Source organism: Pseudomonas sp. NPDC089422, assembly GCF_044749405.1.
Taxonomy (GTDB): domain Bacteria; phylum Pseudomonadota; class Gammaproteobacteria; order Pseudomonadales; family Pseudomonadaceae; genus Aquipseudomonas.
Map to the genome: position 1 here is coordinate 24,267 of NZ_JBIVHW010000015.1, position 15,025 is coordinate 39,291.

Sequence of the window (15,025 nt, forward strand, 5' to 3'; positions counted from 1 at the left end):
CGGCATATGTTATCAAACATCTTACCGGGTGGCAGGGCGACCCCTTTTCTGTCGACGACTTCGCTGGTCGGCAGAAAAATTTTTTTACCGACTCCCGTAGCATACACCCATTGACAGTTGCCTGCTGACTGTTATCTTACAAGTGCGACGGCGTTCCTGCCAATTCGCAGGCGGTAAGCACAGTGTTTCGAGGTTCGTCAAACTACGACTGGGAGCTGAGCATGAATAAGAATAACGGCGGGCGTACAGCCCTCGCCACCGCGGTAACCTTGCTGATGGCCATGGGGACGGCAAACGCAGCAGACAGTGAAGTGGTCAGGATCGGCTTCGCCGGCCCCCTGACCGGGCCTTCGGCGCACCAGGGACAGGACGTCGAGCATGGCATCCAGATTGCCGTGGAGGAGGCCAACCAGCAGCAACTGAAGATCGGCGACAAGGTCGCGCAATTCAAGCTGGTCTCAGAAGACGACGTCGCCGACCCACGCACCGGCACCGCCGTGGCGCAGCGCCTGGTGGACTCGAAAGTGGCCGTGGTGATCGGCCACTACAACTCCGGCACCAGCATCCCCGCCTCGAAGATCTACGCCGCCGCCGGCATCCCGCAGATCTCGCCCTCGGCGACCAACCCCACCTTGACCCAGCAGGGCATCCCGTCGGTGTTCCGCACTGTCAACGACGATGCCACCCTGGGCCGCTACGCCGGCAACTACCTGGTCAACCAGCTCAAGGCCCAGCGCATCGCCATCTTCGACGACCGCACCGCCTATGGCCAAGGCCTGGCCGATGAGGTGACCCGGGCGGTCAAGGCGGCGGGCGGCAACGTGGTGGTGCGCGAGTACACCAACGACAAGTCCACCGACTTCAACGCCATCCTCACCACGGCCAAGGCGCAGAAGGCCGATGCCGTGTTCTTCGCCGCCCTCGACTACCAGGCCGCGCCCATGGCCAAGCAGATGAAGAACCTGGGCCTGAAGGCGCGGTTCATGAACATCGGCAACCTGCCCAACGACTCGTTCAAGCAAATGGCCGGCAGCGCCGCCGAAGGTACCTACGCCTGGAACTACGGCACGCCGCTGCTGGAAATGCCCAAGGGCGCAGCCTTCGAGCAGAAGCTCAAGGACAAGTTCGGGGTAGGCGTAGTGCAGTCTTCGCCGGCTGCCTACGACGCCACCTGGGCTGCGATCAGCGCCATGGTCAAGGCCGGCTCCGATGACCCCAAGGTCTATCTGCCAGTGCTCAAGCAGCAGAGCTATGACGGTGTCACCGGCACCATCGCCTTCGACGACAAAGGCAATTTGAAGAACCCGGCGGCGACCGTGTTCCAGTTTGCCGATGGCGGCTGGAAGACCCTGTCGGTCGAGCGCGACTGAGCGTCACCCCCATAACAAGCAGGTAAAGCCTGCGACATAACAACAAGACTTTTCCCACCTGCCAGGCCTGTCGGCGCATGGTGCTGAACCACCGTGCGCCGACGACAACGCAGTTTTGAGGATTCAGCTCGTGGACGGTAACTTCGATATCTTGTTGCAACAGGTCCTCAACGGCCTGGTGCTGGGCAGCATCTACGCCCTGGTAGCCCTGGGCTACACCATGGTCTACGGCATCATCGGCCTGATCAACTTCGCCCACGGCGAGGTGGTGATGGTCGGCGCCATGGTCACCATTTCGGTACTCACCATGCTGGCCGGTGCCGGCTTCGCGCCGGGCATTCTCACCTTGCTGCTGGCGATCATGGCGGCGGCGGTGGTCTGCATGCTGCTGGCCCAGGGCATGGAGAAGTACGCCTACCGGCCGCTGCGCAAGGCGCCGCGGCTGACCCCGCTGATCCTTGCCATCGGCATCTCCATCGCCCTGCAGAACCTGGCGATGATGATCTGGGGGCGCGGCTACAAGACCTTCCCCGAAGTGGTCGAGGTGCAGCCGGTCGAGGTGTTCGGCGCGACCCTGACCAATGTGCAGGTGTCGATCATGCTGATCGCCGTGGTGATCATGTTCGGCCTCTGGCTGCTGGTCGACAAGACCCGCCTGGGCAAGGCGATGCGCGCCACCGCACAGAACCAGGAAGTGGCCGGGCTGATGGGCATCAACATCAACCGGGTGATCTCCGTGACCTTCCTCATCGGCGCCAGCCTGGGTGCGGTCGCCGGGGTGATGCGCGCCATCAACTACGGCCAGGCCGACGCCTACATGGGCTTGCTGCTGGGCCTCAAGGCCTTCTCGGCGGCGGTGCTCGGCGGCATCGGCAACCTGTTCGGGGCCATGGCCGGTGGCTTGCTGCTGGGGCTGATCGAGTCGTTGGCGGCCGGCTACACCGGGCAGCTCACCGGGGGCTTCCTCGGTGCCAACTACCAGGACATCTTCGCCTTTGCCGTGCTGATCCTGGTGCTCCTGTTCCGGCCTAACGGCCTGCTTGGCGAACGCCAGGCTGACCGGGCGTGAGGGCGTTGCCATGAAAAACCTCAAGAGCCAGTACCTGCTGTTGCTGCTCGGCTTCATCGCCTTGCCGTTCCTGGTCGATGCCGTCCCGATGCTCGGCCCGACCTGGGTGCGCATCCTCGGTTTCGCCATGCTCTACGTGCTGTTGGCGCTGGGCCTGAACATCGTCATCGGTTATGCCGGCCTGCTCGACATGGGCTATATCGGCTTCTACGCCATCGGTGCCTACCTGTACGCCTTGCTGGCCTCGCCGCACTTGAACCTGGCGGGCCTGGCCGGCGGCGTGATGGACTGGCCGTTGTGGGTGATCATCCCGGTGGCTGCGGTGGCCGCAGCGATCTGCGGGGTGCTGATCGGTGCGCCGGTGCTGAAGCTGCGCGGCGACTACCTGGCGATCGTCACCCTCGGCTTCGGCGAGATCATCCGCATCTTCATGAACAACCTCGACCAGCCGGTGAACCTCACCAACGGTCCCCAGGGCATCAGCAACATTGCCCCGCTGCATGTGGATGGCGGGCCGTGGATGCACGCGGCGGGTGAGGGCGCTGCGCCGCTGTTGTCACTGCAGCAAAGCTGGAGCCTGTTCGGCTTGCAGGTGTCGCCGGTGATCAACTACTACCTGTTCTTCCTGGCCATCGTGATCTTCTGCATCGTGCTGTCCAAGCGCCTGGAGGTGTCGCGCATCGGCCGTGCCTGGATGGCCCTGCGCGAAGACGAAGTGGCGGCCGAAGCCATGGGCCTTAACAAGCGCAACCTGAAACTGCTGGCCTTTGCCATGGGGGCGACCTTCGGCGGTGTCTCGGGTGTGCTGTTTTCCAGCTACCAGGGCTTCGTCAGCCCCGAGTCGTTCACCCTGATGGAGTCGATCATGGTCCTGGCCATGGTGGTGCTCGGTGGCATGGGCTCGATCCGTGGCGTGGTGCTGGGGGCGCTGATCCTGTCGGTGATGCCCGAGCTGTTCCGCGACCTGGTCAACTGGGTGCAGCCGTGGGTGATGGATAACGTCACCTTCGTCAGCCGCGACATCCTGCGCAACGTGCTGGATGCCTCGACCCTGCGCATGCTGGTGTTCGGCCTGGCGCTGATCCTGGTGATGCGTTTTCGCCCCGAAGGCCTGTGGCCGTCCGACCGCCGCCGCGCCGAGCTGCACGATGCCGACCCGGAGGCTGAACCACTGCCCGCGGCACTCAGCACCGCCGTGCAGGCGCCGGCCAGCGAGGCGCCCTTCGAACTCCCGATCAAACAGGCGGACAAGGCATGAGCGAAATCCTTCTTGAGCTGCATCAGGTCAGCAAGTTCTTCGGTGGCCTGCAGGCCCTGCACAACATCGACCTGAGCATTCGCCGTGGTGAGATCCGCGGCCTGCTGGGCCCCAACGGTGCCGGCAAGACCACCTTGTTCAACGTGCTCACCGGGTTGTACCGGGCCGAGCAGGGGCGGGTGATGTTCGATGGCCAGCCACTGCGCATCAGCAAGCCGCACAAGGTGGTGGAGGCCGGTATCTCCCGAACCTTCCAGAACATCCGCCTGTTCCACAACATGACCGCGCTGGAGAACGTGATGATCGGCCGCCATGTGCGTACCCGCAGCGGCGTGTTCGGCGCCATCCTGCGGACCCCGGCCTGTGTGCGCGAGGAGCGTGAAATCCGCCAGGCAGCGCGGCATTGGCTGAATTATGTCGGCATCGCCCACCTCGCCGGTGAACTGGCGAAAAACCTCTCGTACGGTGACCAGCGTCGCCTGGAAATCGCCCGCGCGCTGGCCACCGAACCCAAGCTGATTGCGCTCGACGAGCCGGCCGCTGGCATGAACGCGGCGGAAACCGAAGGCCTGCGCCAGCTGATGTGCAAGATGCAGGCGGACGGCAAGACGGTGCTGCTGATCGAGCACGACGTGAAGCTGGTGATGGGCTTGTGCGATCACATCACCGTGCTGGAATTCGGCCGCAAGATCGCCGACGGCCTGCCGGCCGATGTACGCAAGGACCCACGGGTGATCGAGGCTTACCTCGGCGCGGAGGCAGTGGCATGAAGACCCTTCTGCAAGTGAATGAGCTCAAGGTGTCCTACGGCGCCATCCAGGCGATCAAGGGCATCGACCTGAAAGTGGGCGAAGGTGAAATGGTGGCGCTGATCGGTGCCAACGGCGCAGGCAAGACCACCACCCTCAAGACCCTGGCCGGGCTGCTCAAGCCCAGCGCCGGGCAGATCACCTTCGATGGCAAGGCGCACGCGGCGATCAAGGGCCATGACCTGATTCGCGAAGGCCTGGCGCTGGTGCCGGAAGGGCGGGGCATTTTCCCCAAGCTGACGGTGCACGAGAACCTTGAGATGGGGGCGTTTTCCCGGCGCGACGGCAAGGACGCGATCGGCGCCGATATCGAACGCATGTACGGCATTTTCCCGCGCCTCAAGGAGCGCGCCTTCCAGTTGGCCGGGACGATGTCTGGCGGCGAGCAGCAGATGCTGGCGATTTCCCGGGCGCTGATGGGGCGGCCCAAGCTGCTGTTGCTCGACGAGCCGTCGATGGGGCTGGCCCCGATCATCGTGCAGAAGATCTTCGAGACCATCGTCGAGGTGGTCAGGGGCGGTGTGACGCTGCTGCTGGTGGAGCAGAACGCGCGGCTGGCCCTGCAGACCTGCGACCGTGCCTATGTGATCGATGGCGGGCGGATCAGCCTGGAAGGCTGTGCGAAAACCTTGCTGCACGATGACCAGGTGAAGAAGGCCTACCTCGGCGATTGACCCATGCCCCGGTGTCTGGCCGGGGGCTCTGAAAAAAAGACAAGAAGACTGGCTTTGACTTCACTGGCCCCGCGAAGAGGCCGGTAAGTCAGACCCTAATCTCTCGAAGGCTCAAACGATGTCGCTGCAACCGAACAAGAACGCTGCACTGCAACACGGCCTGACCTCGCGCCAGGTCTCCATGATCTCCATCGCCGGTATCATCGGTGCCGGGCTTTTCATCGGCTCGTCCAAGGCCATCGCCTCGGCCGGCCCGGCGATTCTCATCTCCTACGCCATGACCGGGCTGCTGGTGCTGCTGGTCATGCGCATGCTCGGCGAAATGGCCGTGGCCAACCCTAATAGCGGTTCGTTCTCCACCTACGCCGCCGAAGCCATCGGGCCATGGGCGGGCTTTACCATCGGCTGGCTGTACTGGTGGTTCTGGGTGCTGATCATTCCGGTCGAAGCCATTGCCGGGGCAGAAATCCTGCATGCCTGGTTCCCGGGTGTGCCGTCCTGGGCATTTGCCTTCGTGATCATGGCCGTGCTGGCGGCGAGCAACCTGGTCAGTGTGAAGCATTTCGGTGAGTTCGAATTCTGGTTCGCCCTGGTCAAGGTGATCGCCATCCTGGCCTTCATCGTCATCGGCGGCATGGCGGTGTTCGGCGCCTGGCCACGGGCCGAGGTCTCCGGGGTGGCCCAGCTGTGGGCCAACGGCGGTTTCGTGCCCAACGGCTGGGGCACCGTGCTGGGTGGCGTGCTGATCACCATCTTCTCGTTCTTCGGTGCCGAGATCGTCACCATCGCCGCCGACGAAACTGCCAACCCCCAGGCGAAGATCCGCCGCGCCACCAACCTGGTGGTGTACCGCATCGCCATCTTCTACCTGGCGTCGATCTTCCTGGTGGTAGCGCTGGTGCCGTGGAACGACCCACGGCTGCTGGCGGTCGGCTCGTTCCAGCGGGTACTGGAGGTACTCGATGTGCCGGGCGCCAAGCGGGTGGTCGATGCCGTGGTGCTGGTGGCCGTCACCAGTTGCATGAATTCGGGCCTGTATACCGCGTCACGCATGCTGCATTCGCTGGGTGCACGGGGTGAAGCGTTGGCCATCACCTGCAAGGTCAGCGGCAACGGTGTGCCGGTGGTGGCGGTGCTGATGTCGACCCTGGCGGGGTTTGCCGGTTGCCTGGTCAACTATGTGTTCCCGGGCAAGGTCTTCGACTTCCTGCTGTCGACCACGGGTGCGATCGCCTTGATCGTGTACCTGGTGATTGCCATCTCGCAGCTGCGTTTGCGTGCTCGTGTCGAGCGCGAGGGTAAACACCTGGAGCTGAAGATGTGGTTGTTCCCCTGGCTGACCTGGCTGGTGATCGCCGCCATCGCCCTGGTGCTCGGCTACATGCTGTTCAGCGATGCCTACCGTTACGAAGTGCTGATGACCGCCGGGGTGACGCTGTTCATCCTGCTGGTGTGTGTGAGCCGCCGCTGGCTGGTTTCAGGCCGCATACAGCACGATGGCCGCCAGTTCGATTGCACATAACACGGTGACGCCAAGGGCAAGCAGCAGGTGTTCGGTGACACCTGACACCACGCCCTCGTCATGCAGGCCGCGCACCAGGTGGTGATAGCGCCGCCTCAGGCGCAGCCAGGTGGCGCCGGCCAGCAGCAGGCAGAGCGCCGCGGGCAGCGCCGCAAACCAATGGTGGTGGGGCACCCAGCGCAAATACATGCAGCAGCACACGACCAGCGCGAGGATGGTCCGCCGCCATGCCAGCAAGGTGCGCTCCGGCTGCAAGCCGTCATCGGCGTGGGCCAGCTGCGGGTCAGGCATGGAAGAACACCGCATAGGCAAAGAACACCATCACCAGCGACACGCCAATCGACAGCGCCGGGGCAATCAGCGGGAACGGCAGCGGGCGCTTCTGGCGCATCGCCCGTTCCACATTGAGCCAGCGGACGAAGGCCGGCAGGCTCAGCAGCAGCGCCAGGCTGATCAGCGCCACCGCCAGCAGGCGGCGGGTGCCGGGGCTGAAGATCTCGGCGGTGAACATGTCCACGGCAATGCCGCTGGCCAGCAGCGCCAGCGCGGTCCTGATCCAGGCCAGGAAGGTGCGCTCGTTGGCCAGGGTGAAGCGCGGGTCCGGTTCCTGGCCGTCGGCGAGGAGCTTGCTGGCCAGCCAGCCGCGTGAAGGCTCGGTGTTCTTGTTCAAGGGCAGTCGTCCTCCTCGGGTAAGGTCGGTGGGCACTCTTTTCTCTGGGCTGGCTCAGTTTGAGTGGCAAACCCTGCCAATGTCCATGGTTCGCCAGCCGCTGGCGCTATTCGTACTCGGTTACGCCGCTGATATGCCGGCCGGCGACATAGCCGAAGGTCAGTGCCGGCCCGAGGTTGATGCCGCCGGACGGGTACCAGCCGCCGAACACGCTGGCCATGTCGGTGCCCGCTGCGTACAGGCCGCTGATCGGCTGGCCGGCGTCGTTCAGCACGCGGGCGTGGCCGTCGGTACGCAGGCCGGCGAAGGTGCCGAAGCAGCCGGGTTGCACCTTCACCGCATAGAACGGCCCTTGCTCGATGGGCGCCACACAGGGGTTCGGCCCTTTGTGCAGCGGGTCGCCCTGTTTGCGGTTGAACGGTGTCGAGCCGCGGCCGAAGGCCGGGTCCTGGCCTTGGCGTGCATGCTGGTTGAATTCAGCGACCGTGGCGCTCAGCCCGGCGGGGTCGATGCCGCAAGCCTGGGCCAGTTGCGCCAGGGTGGTGCCGCGCTTCAGGTAGCCGCTGCGCAGGTGCGGCCCTACCGGCAGGGGCGCCGGGCGTGCATGGCCGAGGCCGAAGCGGCGCAGGAAGCGGTGGTCGCAGATCAGCCAGGAACAGACTTCCTCGCCCTGCGGCACGGCGGCGACCATGGTGGATACATAGTCGTAATAGCCGTGCGCCTCATTGACGAAGCGCTTGCCGCTGGCAAGCACGCCGATGATGCCTGGCTTGCCGCGTTCGATGATGTGCGGGAAGTGGCCGACGCTGCCGTCGCGGTGCGGCACCTTGGACACCGGCGCCCAGGCTACCGGCGACTTCAGGTCGGTGGCCACCACGCCACCGGCCGATTCGCCCAGGCGCAGGCCGTCGCCGGAGCAGGACGGCGGGGGCAGGGCGAGGTTGTCGTGGCCGCTGCCATCGCGGGGGAACAGCTGCCGGCGCCTGGTGGCATCGTTGGGGAAACCGCCCGCCGCCAGTACCACGGCCCGGGCGCGGATCGCCCGCTCGCCTTGCGCGGTTGTCACCACAGCCCCCTGCACCTTGCCGTCTTCCAGCAGCAGGCTCTTGGCCGCGGTCGACTCGAACATCCGCACGCCCAGGTCATCCGCCGACTTTGCCAGACGGGCCACCAGTGCCACCCCGTTGACCAGGTGCATCGCCCGACCATGGCGGGCGAGGTGGTAGAGGTGGCGGGCGAAGCGTTTGCACACGTGCAGCAAGGCGCGTGGCGAGCGGGTCATGTTGAGGAAGGCGGCCAGGTCGGCGCCGGCCATGATCGGCATACCCATGAACGAGGTCTCGCGCATCGTCTTGCGCAGCCGCGGCAGCAGTGCGCCCAGCTGACGGGCATCGTACGGGGCGGCAATCACCTGGTGGCCGCCGAGGGCGGCGCCGGGCGTGTCGCCGTGCATGTCGGGGATGGCGTTGCCGTCGGCGAACTGCAGGGCCGTGTGCTGCTCGAAGAAGGCGACCATGTGCGGGCAGGCTTCAAGGAAGGCATCGACACGCTCGGCGTGGTAATGGCTGCCCAGTTCATTGCGCAGGTAGGTGCGCGACTGTTCGATGTCCTCGATGATGCCGGCGCGCCGGGCCAGCGGATTGCGTGGCACCCAGGCCCAGCCGCCGGACCAGGCGGTGGCACCGCCGAGCACTGGGTCTTTCTCCACCAGGATGACCTTCTGCCCGTGCCAGGCGGCCGTGACCGCCGCTGCCAGGCCGGCCGCGCCGGAGCCGATGACCAGTACGTCGCAGTCGCTTGGGAAGGGTTCGGCGGGCATTTGCGGTATCTCCTGCATTATTATTGGAACCTGATTCCATAATATTCATTTCTAGCGGATGACACTGCAAGGCCGATGGCCAATTTCTGGTCGATAACCGGACACTTCAAGGCGTGCAGGCTGCGCCGGCTATCGTCGGCATGGAATCATCTTCTAGAATTCGGCAAATTTTCAGGAATACGTGTCATGGCTGGTAGTCAGATCGAACGCGCCTTCAGTCTTGTTGAAAGCCTCACCGGCGAGCCGCACGGCTTGCCGCTGCAAACCCTGGCCGAGCGCCTGGGCATTCCCAAGAGCGCCGCCCACCGCATGCTTACCGAACTGGTGCGCCTGGGCTATGTGCGGCAGAACCGCGACAACAGCCGTTATCAGCTGTCGGCCAAGCTGGTGGCGATGGGCTTTCGCTACCTGTCCAGCAGCGGTGCCGACATCATCCAGCCGATCCTCGACCGCCTGGCCCAGGACAGCGGCGAACTGGTGCGTCTGGGTGTGATCGACGGCCACCGTCAGACCTGGATCGCCAAGTCCCAGGGTGCCCGTTCCGGATTGCGCTACGACCCCGACATGGGGCGTGACGCGCCCCTGTTCTACACCGCGTCCGGGCATGCCTGGCTGGCCAGCCTGAGCGATGAAGAGGCGCTGCAGATGGTGTTGCGCCAGGGCATTGCCGACCCGGCCCAGTTCGGCCCCAATGCACCCCGTTCGACCGATGAGCTGCTGGCCTACCTGCACCGCGCCCGCGAGCGCGGCTATGCCTGGGTCGAGCAGACTTCGGCCATCGGCACGTCAGCCCTGGCCGCGGTGGTGCGGCGCCCGCAGAGCGACGAGGTGATCGGCGTGCTCAGCGTTGCCGGCCCCAGCGCCCGCCTGGCGCAAGCGCGCCTGGCCGAGCTGGCGCCGCTGCTGCTGGCGGCGGCAGACGAGCTTTCGGCTGCCAGCCGGGCGAGCGAATTGTTCGCCTGATATGCATTTGTGGTCGGTAATCGCACAGTCTGTCGGGTGGGTCGTTCTGAAAAGCTGAACTTGGTTCTACATTGTGCAATGTCGATTCTGGAACTTGGTTTCACTATCGGCACCACAGTAACGACAAGAGGACAGTGCGTTGAACTCACCCCTACGAATCGCCCTGATCGGCGCCGGTATCATGGGCCGCCAGCATTACCAGCACCTGCGCCGGCTGCCGCAAGCCCGGCTGTGCGCCGTGGCAGACCCAGGCCCGCAGGCCGAGGCGTTTGCCGCCGAATGCGGGGTTGCCTGCTTCGCCGATCACCGGCAGATGCTCGAACAGGCCCGGCCCGATGCGGTGATCGTCGCCAACCCCAACAACCTGCACGTGGCCACTGCCCTGGATTGCGTCGAGGCCGGTGTGCCGGTGCTGGTGGAAAAGCCGGTGGGCGTGCACCTGGATGAGGTACGTGCGCTGGTCGAGGCCTCGCGCCGCCGTGGCGTGCCGGTGCTGGTCGGCCATCACCGGCGGCACAATCCGCTGATCGCCAAGGCCCATCAGGTTATCAGCGAAGGCAAGCTGGGCCGGCTGATCAATGTCACTGCGCTGTGGCAGCTGCAAAAACCCGACAGCTATTTCGAGACGCCCTGGCGCCGCGAGCCGGGGGCGGGCTTTTTGCTCACCAACCTGATCCACGACCTCGACCTGCTGCGCCACTTGTGTGGCGAGGTGGTGCAGGTGCAGGCCTTCACCCGCAACGACGTGCGCGGCTTCGCCAACGAAGACAGCGCGGCGGTGCTGCTGCAGTTCGCCAACGGCGCGCTGGGCAGCCTGACCGGTTCCGACGCGGTGGCTGCGCCGTGGAGCTGGGAGCTGGATTCCGGCGAAAGCCCGATCTACCCGCGCCAGGATGGGCAGCCCTGCTATCTGCTGGCCGGCACCCAGGGGGCGCTGAGCATTCCACAGCTCAAGCGCTGGCATTACGCAGAGGCAGGCTCCGGCTGGCACACGCCGTTGCTGCAGAGCGAGGAAGCCATCCCTGCAGGCGAGGCGCTGACCTTGCAGTTGCAGCACTTCATCCGCGTGGTCCAGGGCACTGAAGCGCCATTGATCGATGCCGCCGACGGTGGCCGCACCCTGGCCTTGATCGAAGCGATCCGCCAGGCCGCCGAAACGGGCCGGGCCTGTGCGCCAGAACTGATCGCCTGATTTCTCGTCTTTAGGAAAGTGAAATGACCGACCGAATCTTTTCCCTCGCCGCCCTGACGGTGCTCGAACTGTCCCCGCCAGACATGGTGGAAGCCGCCGCCCGCGCCGGCTACAGCCATGTGGGCCTGCGCCTGGTGCCGGCCACCGAGCAGGAGCAGCACTTCCCACTGGTGGCAGACGCCGGCCTGCGCCGGCAGACCCAGGCGCGCCTGCGCGACACCGGCATCCAGGTGCTCGACCTGGAGATCCTCCGGCTCAAGGCCGACACCTGCGTGGCCGATTTCGAACCGATCCTGGCGGTCGGTGCCGAGCTGGGTGGCACCGAGCTGCTGGTGGCCGGCAACGACCCGGATGAAGCGCGCCTGACTGCGCACTTTGCCGAGCTGTGCGACCTGGCAGCCGGCTATGGCATCTACCCGCACCTGGAGTTCATGCCCTGGACCGACGTGCGTGACCTGCGCCAGGCCATGCGCGTGGTGGCCAACGCTGACCGGGCCAATGGCTGCGTGCTGGTCGATGCCTTCCACTTCAACCGCTCGCGCTCCTCGCTGGACGACCTGGCGCAGTTGCCGGCGCACAGCATGCGTTATGCCCAGCTGTGCGATGTCGCCGGCCCGGTGCCCGCCGACATGGACGAAATCCTGCGCCAGGCGCGCAACGAACGGCGTTTCCCGGGGGAGGGTGATGCCGACCTGGTGGGGCTGTTGCGGGGTTTGCCGGCGACCGTCCCATTGAGCCTGGAGATTCCCACCCGGCAGCTGATGGAGCAGGGCATCAGCGGTGAGCAGCGGGCGCGCATGGCGTTGGAGAAGGCCAAGGCCGTACTTGCCAGAATCTGAGCTCAGGAAACGGGCTAGGCCCGTGATCGCCGGCAAGCCGCTCACAAATGTATGCTTGGGGTCGATAGTTGTCACCCGCGAGTGACCGACCCATAGCTGCCATTCGCGAAGGGCGACTATTGGCCAGAAGCGGACGCACCTAGCTGTTTGTACGGGTGGAGCCCTAGAACACCAAGGCCTATTCACTCACCAATTGAATGACCGTTTTGCCCTTGCTGCGACCTGCTGCGACCTGGCGAAATGCCTCGTTGACCTCTGCCAGCGCAAAGTGCTGCTGATCGACTCGAATGGTCAGCTGCCCGGCATTGGCCAGCATAGCCGCCTCGCGCAGGATGTCCCCATGGTGGTCGCGTCCCGTGCCGGTGAGCAACGGCGTCAGGGTGAACACGCCCGAGTAGGTGGCGCTTTTGAACGATAGCGGCGCGAGGCTGTGCTGGCCCCAGCCGAGGCAACTCAGTACGTGTCCGGTATAGGGCTTCACGGCCTGGAAGGACGCATCCAGCGTGCTGCCACCCACGGTGTCATAAATGATGTCGAACCCCTCGCCGGCCGTGTACTGCTCGACGTAAGCCTGCACGCTTTGCGTCTGGTAGTCGATTGCCGTGGCGCCCAGCGAGCGAATGAAGTCGAGACTCGCCGCCGAACCGGTGGCGTAGACTTCGGCACCGCGCGCCTTGGCCAGTTGCACCGCGACTTGCCCGACCCCTCCCGCACCGCCATGGATCAGCACCCGCTGGCCGGCATGGACATTGGCGCGATCCACCAAGCCTTCCCAGGCGGTGATAAAGACCAAAGGCAAAGCGGCGGCTTCACGCATGCTGAGCACCTGTGGCTTTGCCGCGATTAATCGGGCATCCACGGCGATGTACTCCGCCATGGTGCCTTGAGCACCGCCGATCCCGCCGGCCATGCCGAAGACCGCCTGGCCGGGCGTGAACCCCTCGACCGCCTCGCCCAGCTCGACGACTGTGCCGGCCAGGTCCAGGCCGAGCACCGCCGGCAGTGCCTGGCGGGCGTGTGCTCCGGCGCCAGTGGCGATCTTGGTATCGAGCGGGTTGACCCCCGCGGCGTGAACCTTGACCAGGACCTGCCCCTTACCGGGAACAGGGCGAGCCATGTGGCGGACGGCCAGCGGGGCCTGGGCGGATTCAGCGATAGCGGCAAGCATGGTCTGATTCATGACGGGCACCTCTGAATGAGTGGAGGCTTACAGATTGCTCCGACTTATCCATTCTGATAAGAAACCAAATTCGCATATCACTCATTCCTGAAAGAGGCCTAATGTCGATGGATCTGTTCGATAGCATGCGCATCTTCGTGCGCGTCGTGGAGCGTGGCTCGTTCTCGGCGGTCGCGCGCGAACTGAACATCGGGCAGCCTGCGGTGAGCAAGCAGATCCGTTCGCTGGAGCAGTATCTGGGTGGGGCCGTTTTCATTCGCAGCACCCGGCTTTTGGCCTTGACCGACCAAGGGCAAGGCTTTTACAGGCACTGCCAGGACATTCTCGGCCAGCTCGACAGCGCCACCCGCAGCTTCGCCAGCGGCCAGGAGCAAATTGCCGGCCCCCTGCGAATCGCCGCACCGGTCACCTACGGAAGGTTGTGCATAGCGCCGCTGCTTGGGGCCTTTCTGCAGCGCCATCCCGATGTACGGATCGACCTGCGCCTGAGCGATAGCAACGAGGATCTGCTCAAGGAAAACATCGACCTGGCGATCCGCATCGGGGTGGTGAAGAGCGAGGGGCTGGTGGCCGTTTCTCTGGGCACCAGCACGCGGCGGGTCTATGCCGCGCCCAGCTATCTGGATCGCCACGGCCTGCCAGGCAAGCCCGCCGACCTGGCAAACCACAACTGCATCGCCTTCACCCTGCTGGAGCATTACGATCGCTGGCATTTCACCCACGGTGCGCAAGGGCTCGATGTCGCCATCAAGGGCAACGTCACCAGCAACAGCAGCGAAGCCATACGTGAGATGGTCCTGGGCGGCCTGGGCGTTTCCCTCTCTCCGCAATGGCTGTTCGCAGCAGACGTCCAGCAGGGCATCGTGCGCAGCGTGCTCGACGATTATCAGACCACCGCGCTGCCAGTCAGCGCCGTGTTCAGTCGCGAGCGACGACGCTCGGCTCGGACGATGGCGTTCGTCGATTTTCTCCGGGAGCATTTGTAGCTGCTCCCAAGCGGGGCGCAGGTCCGCGCGTATTGCCGTAACGGGCAGAGCTGTCAGGTATCATGCCGAGTTCTGCTGCAGCCATTCCCTCGGGCTTGCGCCCAAGGTCTCGCGAAACTGCGCAGCAAAGCTCGCGCGTGACATACCGGCACGATCCGCCAACTCCGCCACGGACCAGTTTTGCTGGGGCTCGTTGTGGATAGCAAGCAGCGCACGGGACAGCTGGGCGTTGGCCAGCCCGGCCATCATTCCCGAGGCGATGCTGCGGCTGGCAATCAGCCAAGCCCGCAGCGGCGCCCTCAGCGCGGTCGCAGCGCTGGCGCAGCAGATCACCGCAAGTCACGCTGCTGACCCTGACCAACTACCTGAACAACATCGCTACGACCGATATCGACTTCCCGCCGTCGGCACGCCAGGAGGGTAACCGCCATGAGCCAAGTGACTATCTATACCACCCCCATCAGGGCAGGCTCGATGCGCTGCTTCATGCCTTATCTGCATGAGTGCTCCGGAACGGGCCACGTCGCAGCCGCTTCGTCAGGGTTGACCCTTCTCTCTGGTTAGTATCCCAAACGGGCCGATAGCAGACAGTCTGCGACGGACCGCTTTCGACCCGTGACGGACATCTGTATGCCCGGGGCCGCGGGTTTACCTGCGGGAGCCGGCTTGTCGAC

The 15,025-nt window shown here is 64.9% G+C and carries 14 protein-coding genes and 2 pseudogenes; 11 read left to right on the top strand and 5 right to left on the bottom strand.

The genetic code is table 11. The annotated features are described in order from the left end of the window. Nucleotides 1–221: 221 nt before the first annotated feature. From ACIPZ8_RS24140 to ACIPZ8_RS24165, 6 genes are all read left to right on the top strand, one after another. Nucleotides 222–1,370 carry a branched-chain amino acid ABC transporter substrate-binding protein gene (locus tag ACIPZ8_RS24140; RefSeq protein ID WP_400728554.1) on the top strand — a complete coding sequence of 383 codons (1,149 nt, stop codon included), beginning with the start codon at nt 222–224 and terminating at the stop codon, nt 1,368–1,370. Between the two features lie 130 nt (nt 1,371–1,500). After that, nucleotides 1,501–2,439 carry a branched-chain amino acid ABC transporter permease gene (locus ACIPZ8_RS24145; RefSeq protein ID WP_294335394.1) on the top strand — a complete coding sequence of 313 codons (939 nt, stop codon included), beginning with the start codon at nt 1,501–1,503 and terminating at the stop codon, nt 2,437–2,439. Nucleotides 2,440–2,449: 10 nt separating this feature from the next. Continuing rightward, nucleotides 2,450–3,697, top strand: coding sequence for an ABC transporter ATP-binding protein (locus ACIPZ8_RS24150; protein ID WP_400728557.1), 1,248 nt, complete (start codon nt 2,450–2,452; stop codon nt 3,695–3,697). After that, entirely contained in the window at nt 3,694–4,467 is a 774-nt protein-coding gene (locus ACIPZ8_RS24155) for an ABC transporter ATP-binding protein (protein ID WP_400728560.1), read from the top strand. The genes ACIPZ8_RS24150 and ACIPZ8_RS24155 overlap by 4 nt, the downstream gene beginning before the upstream one ends. Beyond that, nucleotides 4,464–5,180: an ABC transporter ATP-binding protein gene (locus ACIPZ8_RS24160; protein WP_400728563.1), complete on the top strand. Its 717-nt coding sequence runs from the start codon at nt 4,464–4,466 to the stop codon at nt 5,178–5,180. The genes ACIPZ8_RS24155 and ACIPZ8_RS24160 overlap by 4 nt, the downstream gene beginning before the upstream one ends. Nucleotides 5,181–5,298: 118 nt before the next feature. Further along, nucleotides 5,299–6,702, top strand: a complete 1,404-nt coding sequence (locus ACIPZ8_RS24165; RefSeq protein WP_400728566.1) for an amino acid permease — start codon at nt 5,299–5,301, stop codon at nt 6,700–6,702. Here ACIPZ8_RS24165 and ACIPZ8_RS24170 read toward each other — a convergent pair. The 3 genes from ACIPZ8_RS24170 to ACIPZ8_RS24180 all read right to left on the bottom strand — a co-directional run bounded on the left by ACIPZ8_RS24170 (nt 6,658) and on the right by ACIPZ8_RS24180 (nt 9,191). After that, on the bottom strand, nt 6,658–6,993 hold the full coding sequence (locus ACIPZ8_RS24170) for a DUF202 domain-containing protein (RefSeq protein ID WP_400728569.1): 336 nt from the start codon (nt 6,991–6,993) through the stop codon (nt 6,658–6,660). The genes ACIPZ8_RS24165 and ACIPZ8_RS24170 overlap by 45 nt on opposite strands. Then, nucleotides 6,986–7,372: a YidH family protein gene (locus ACIPZ8_RS24175; protein ID WP_219811526.1), complete on the bottom strand. Its 387-nt coding sequence runs from the start codon at nt 7,370–7,372 to the stop codon at nt 6,986–6,988. The genes ACIPZ8_RS24170 and ACIPZ8_RS24175 overlap by 8 nt, the downstream gene beginning before the upstream one ends. 106 nt (nt 7,373–7,478) lie before the next feature. After that, a complete protein-coding gene (locus tag ACIPZ8_RS24180) occupies nt 7,479–9,191 on the bottom strand; it encodes an FAD-dependent oxidoreductase (RefSeq protein WP_400728572.1) in 1,713 nt (570 codons plus the stop codon). 186 nt (nt 9,192–9,377) lie between these two features. On the opposite strand from ACIPZ8_RS24180, the gene ACIPZ8_RS24185 reads away from it, so the two are divergent. The 3 genes from ACIPZ8_RS24185 (at nt 9,378) to ACIPZ8_RS24195 (ending at nt 12,185) form a co-directional block, all read left to right on the top strand. After that, a complete protein-coding gene (locus ACIPZ8_RS24185; protein WP_400728575.1) occupies nt 9,378–10,154 on the top strand; it encodes an IclR family transcriptional regulator in 777 nt (258 codons plus the stop codon). Between the two features lie 139 nt (nt 10,155–10,293). Further along, nucleotides 10,294–11,346, top strand: a complete 1,053-nt coding sequence (locus ACIPZ8_RS24190; RefSeq protein ID WP_400728578.1) for a Gfo/Idh/MocA family protein — start codon at nt 10,294–10,296, stop codon at nt 11,344–11,346. Between the two features lie 23 nt (nt 11,347–11,369). Then, a complete protein-coding gene (locus ACIPZ8_RS24195; protein WP_400728580.1) occupies nt 11,370–12,185 on the top strand; it encodes a sugar phosphate isomerase/epimerase family protein in 816 nt (271 codons plus the stop codon). Nucleotides 12,186–12,363: 178 nt separating this feature from the next. Here the strand turns inward: ACIPZ8_RS24195 and ACIPZ8_RS24200 are convergent, their stop codons facing one another. After that, nucleotides 12,364–13,365 (bottom strand): zinc-dependent alcohol dehydrogenase family protein, encoded by a 1,002-nt coding sequence (locus ACIPZ8_RS24200; RefSeq protein WP_400728583.1) that lies wholly within the window; start codon nt 13,363–13,365, stop codon nt 12,364–12,366. Nucleotides 13,366–13,472: 107 nt separating this feature from the next. On the opposite strand from ACIPZ8_RS24200, the gene ACIPZ8_RS24205 reads away from it, so the two are divergent. After that, entirely contained in the window at nt 13,473–14,351 is an 879-nt protein-coding gene (locus ACIPZ8_RS24205; protein ID WP_400728585.1) for a LysR family transcriptional regulator, read from the top strand. A 78-nt stretch (nt 14,352–14,429) separates the two neighbouring features. On the opposite strand, the pseudogene ACIPZ8_RS24210 reads toward ACIPZ8_RS24205, so the two are convergent. Further along, nucleotides 14,430–14,630, bottom strand: a pseudogene (locus tag ACIPZ8_RS24210) (helix-turn-helix transcriptional regulator); the annotation flags it as partial. Between ACIPZ8_RS24210 and ACIPZ8_RS24215 the strand changes: the two are divergent. Next, nucleotides 14,623–14,761, top strand: a pseudogene (locus tag ACIPZ8_RS24215) (carboxymuconolactone decarboxylase family protein); the annotation flags it as partial. The pseudogenes ACIPZ8_RS24210 and ACIPZ8_RS24215 overlap by 8 nt on opposite strands. Nucleotides 14,762–15,025 lie beyond the last annotated feature (264 nt).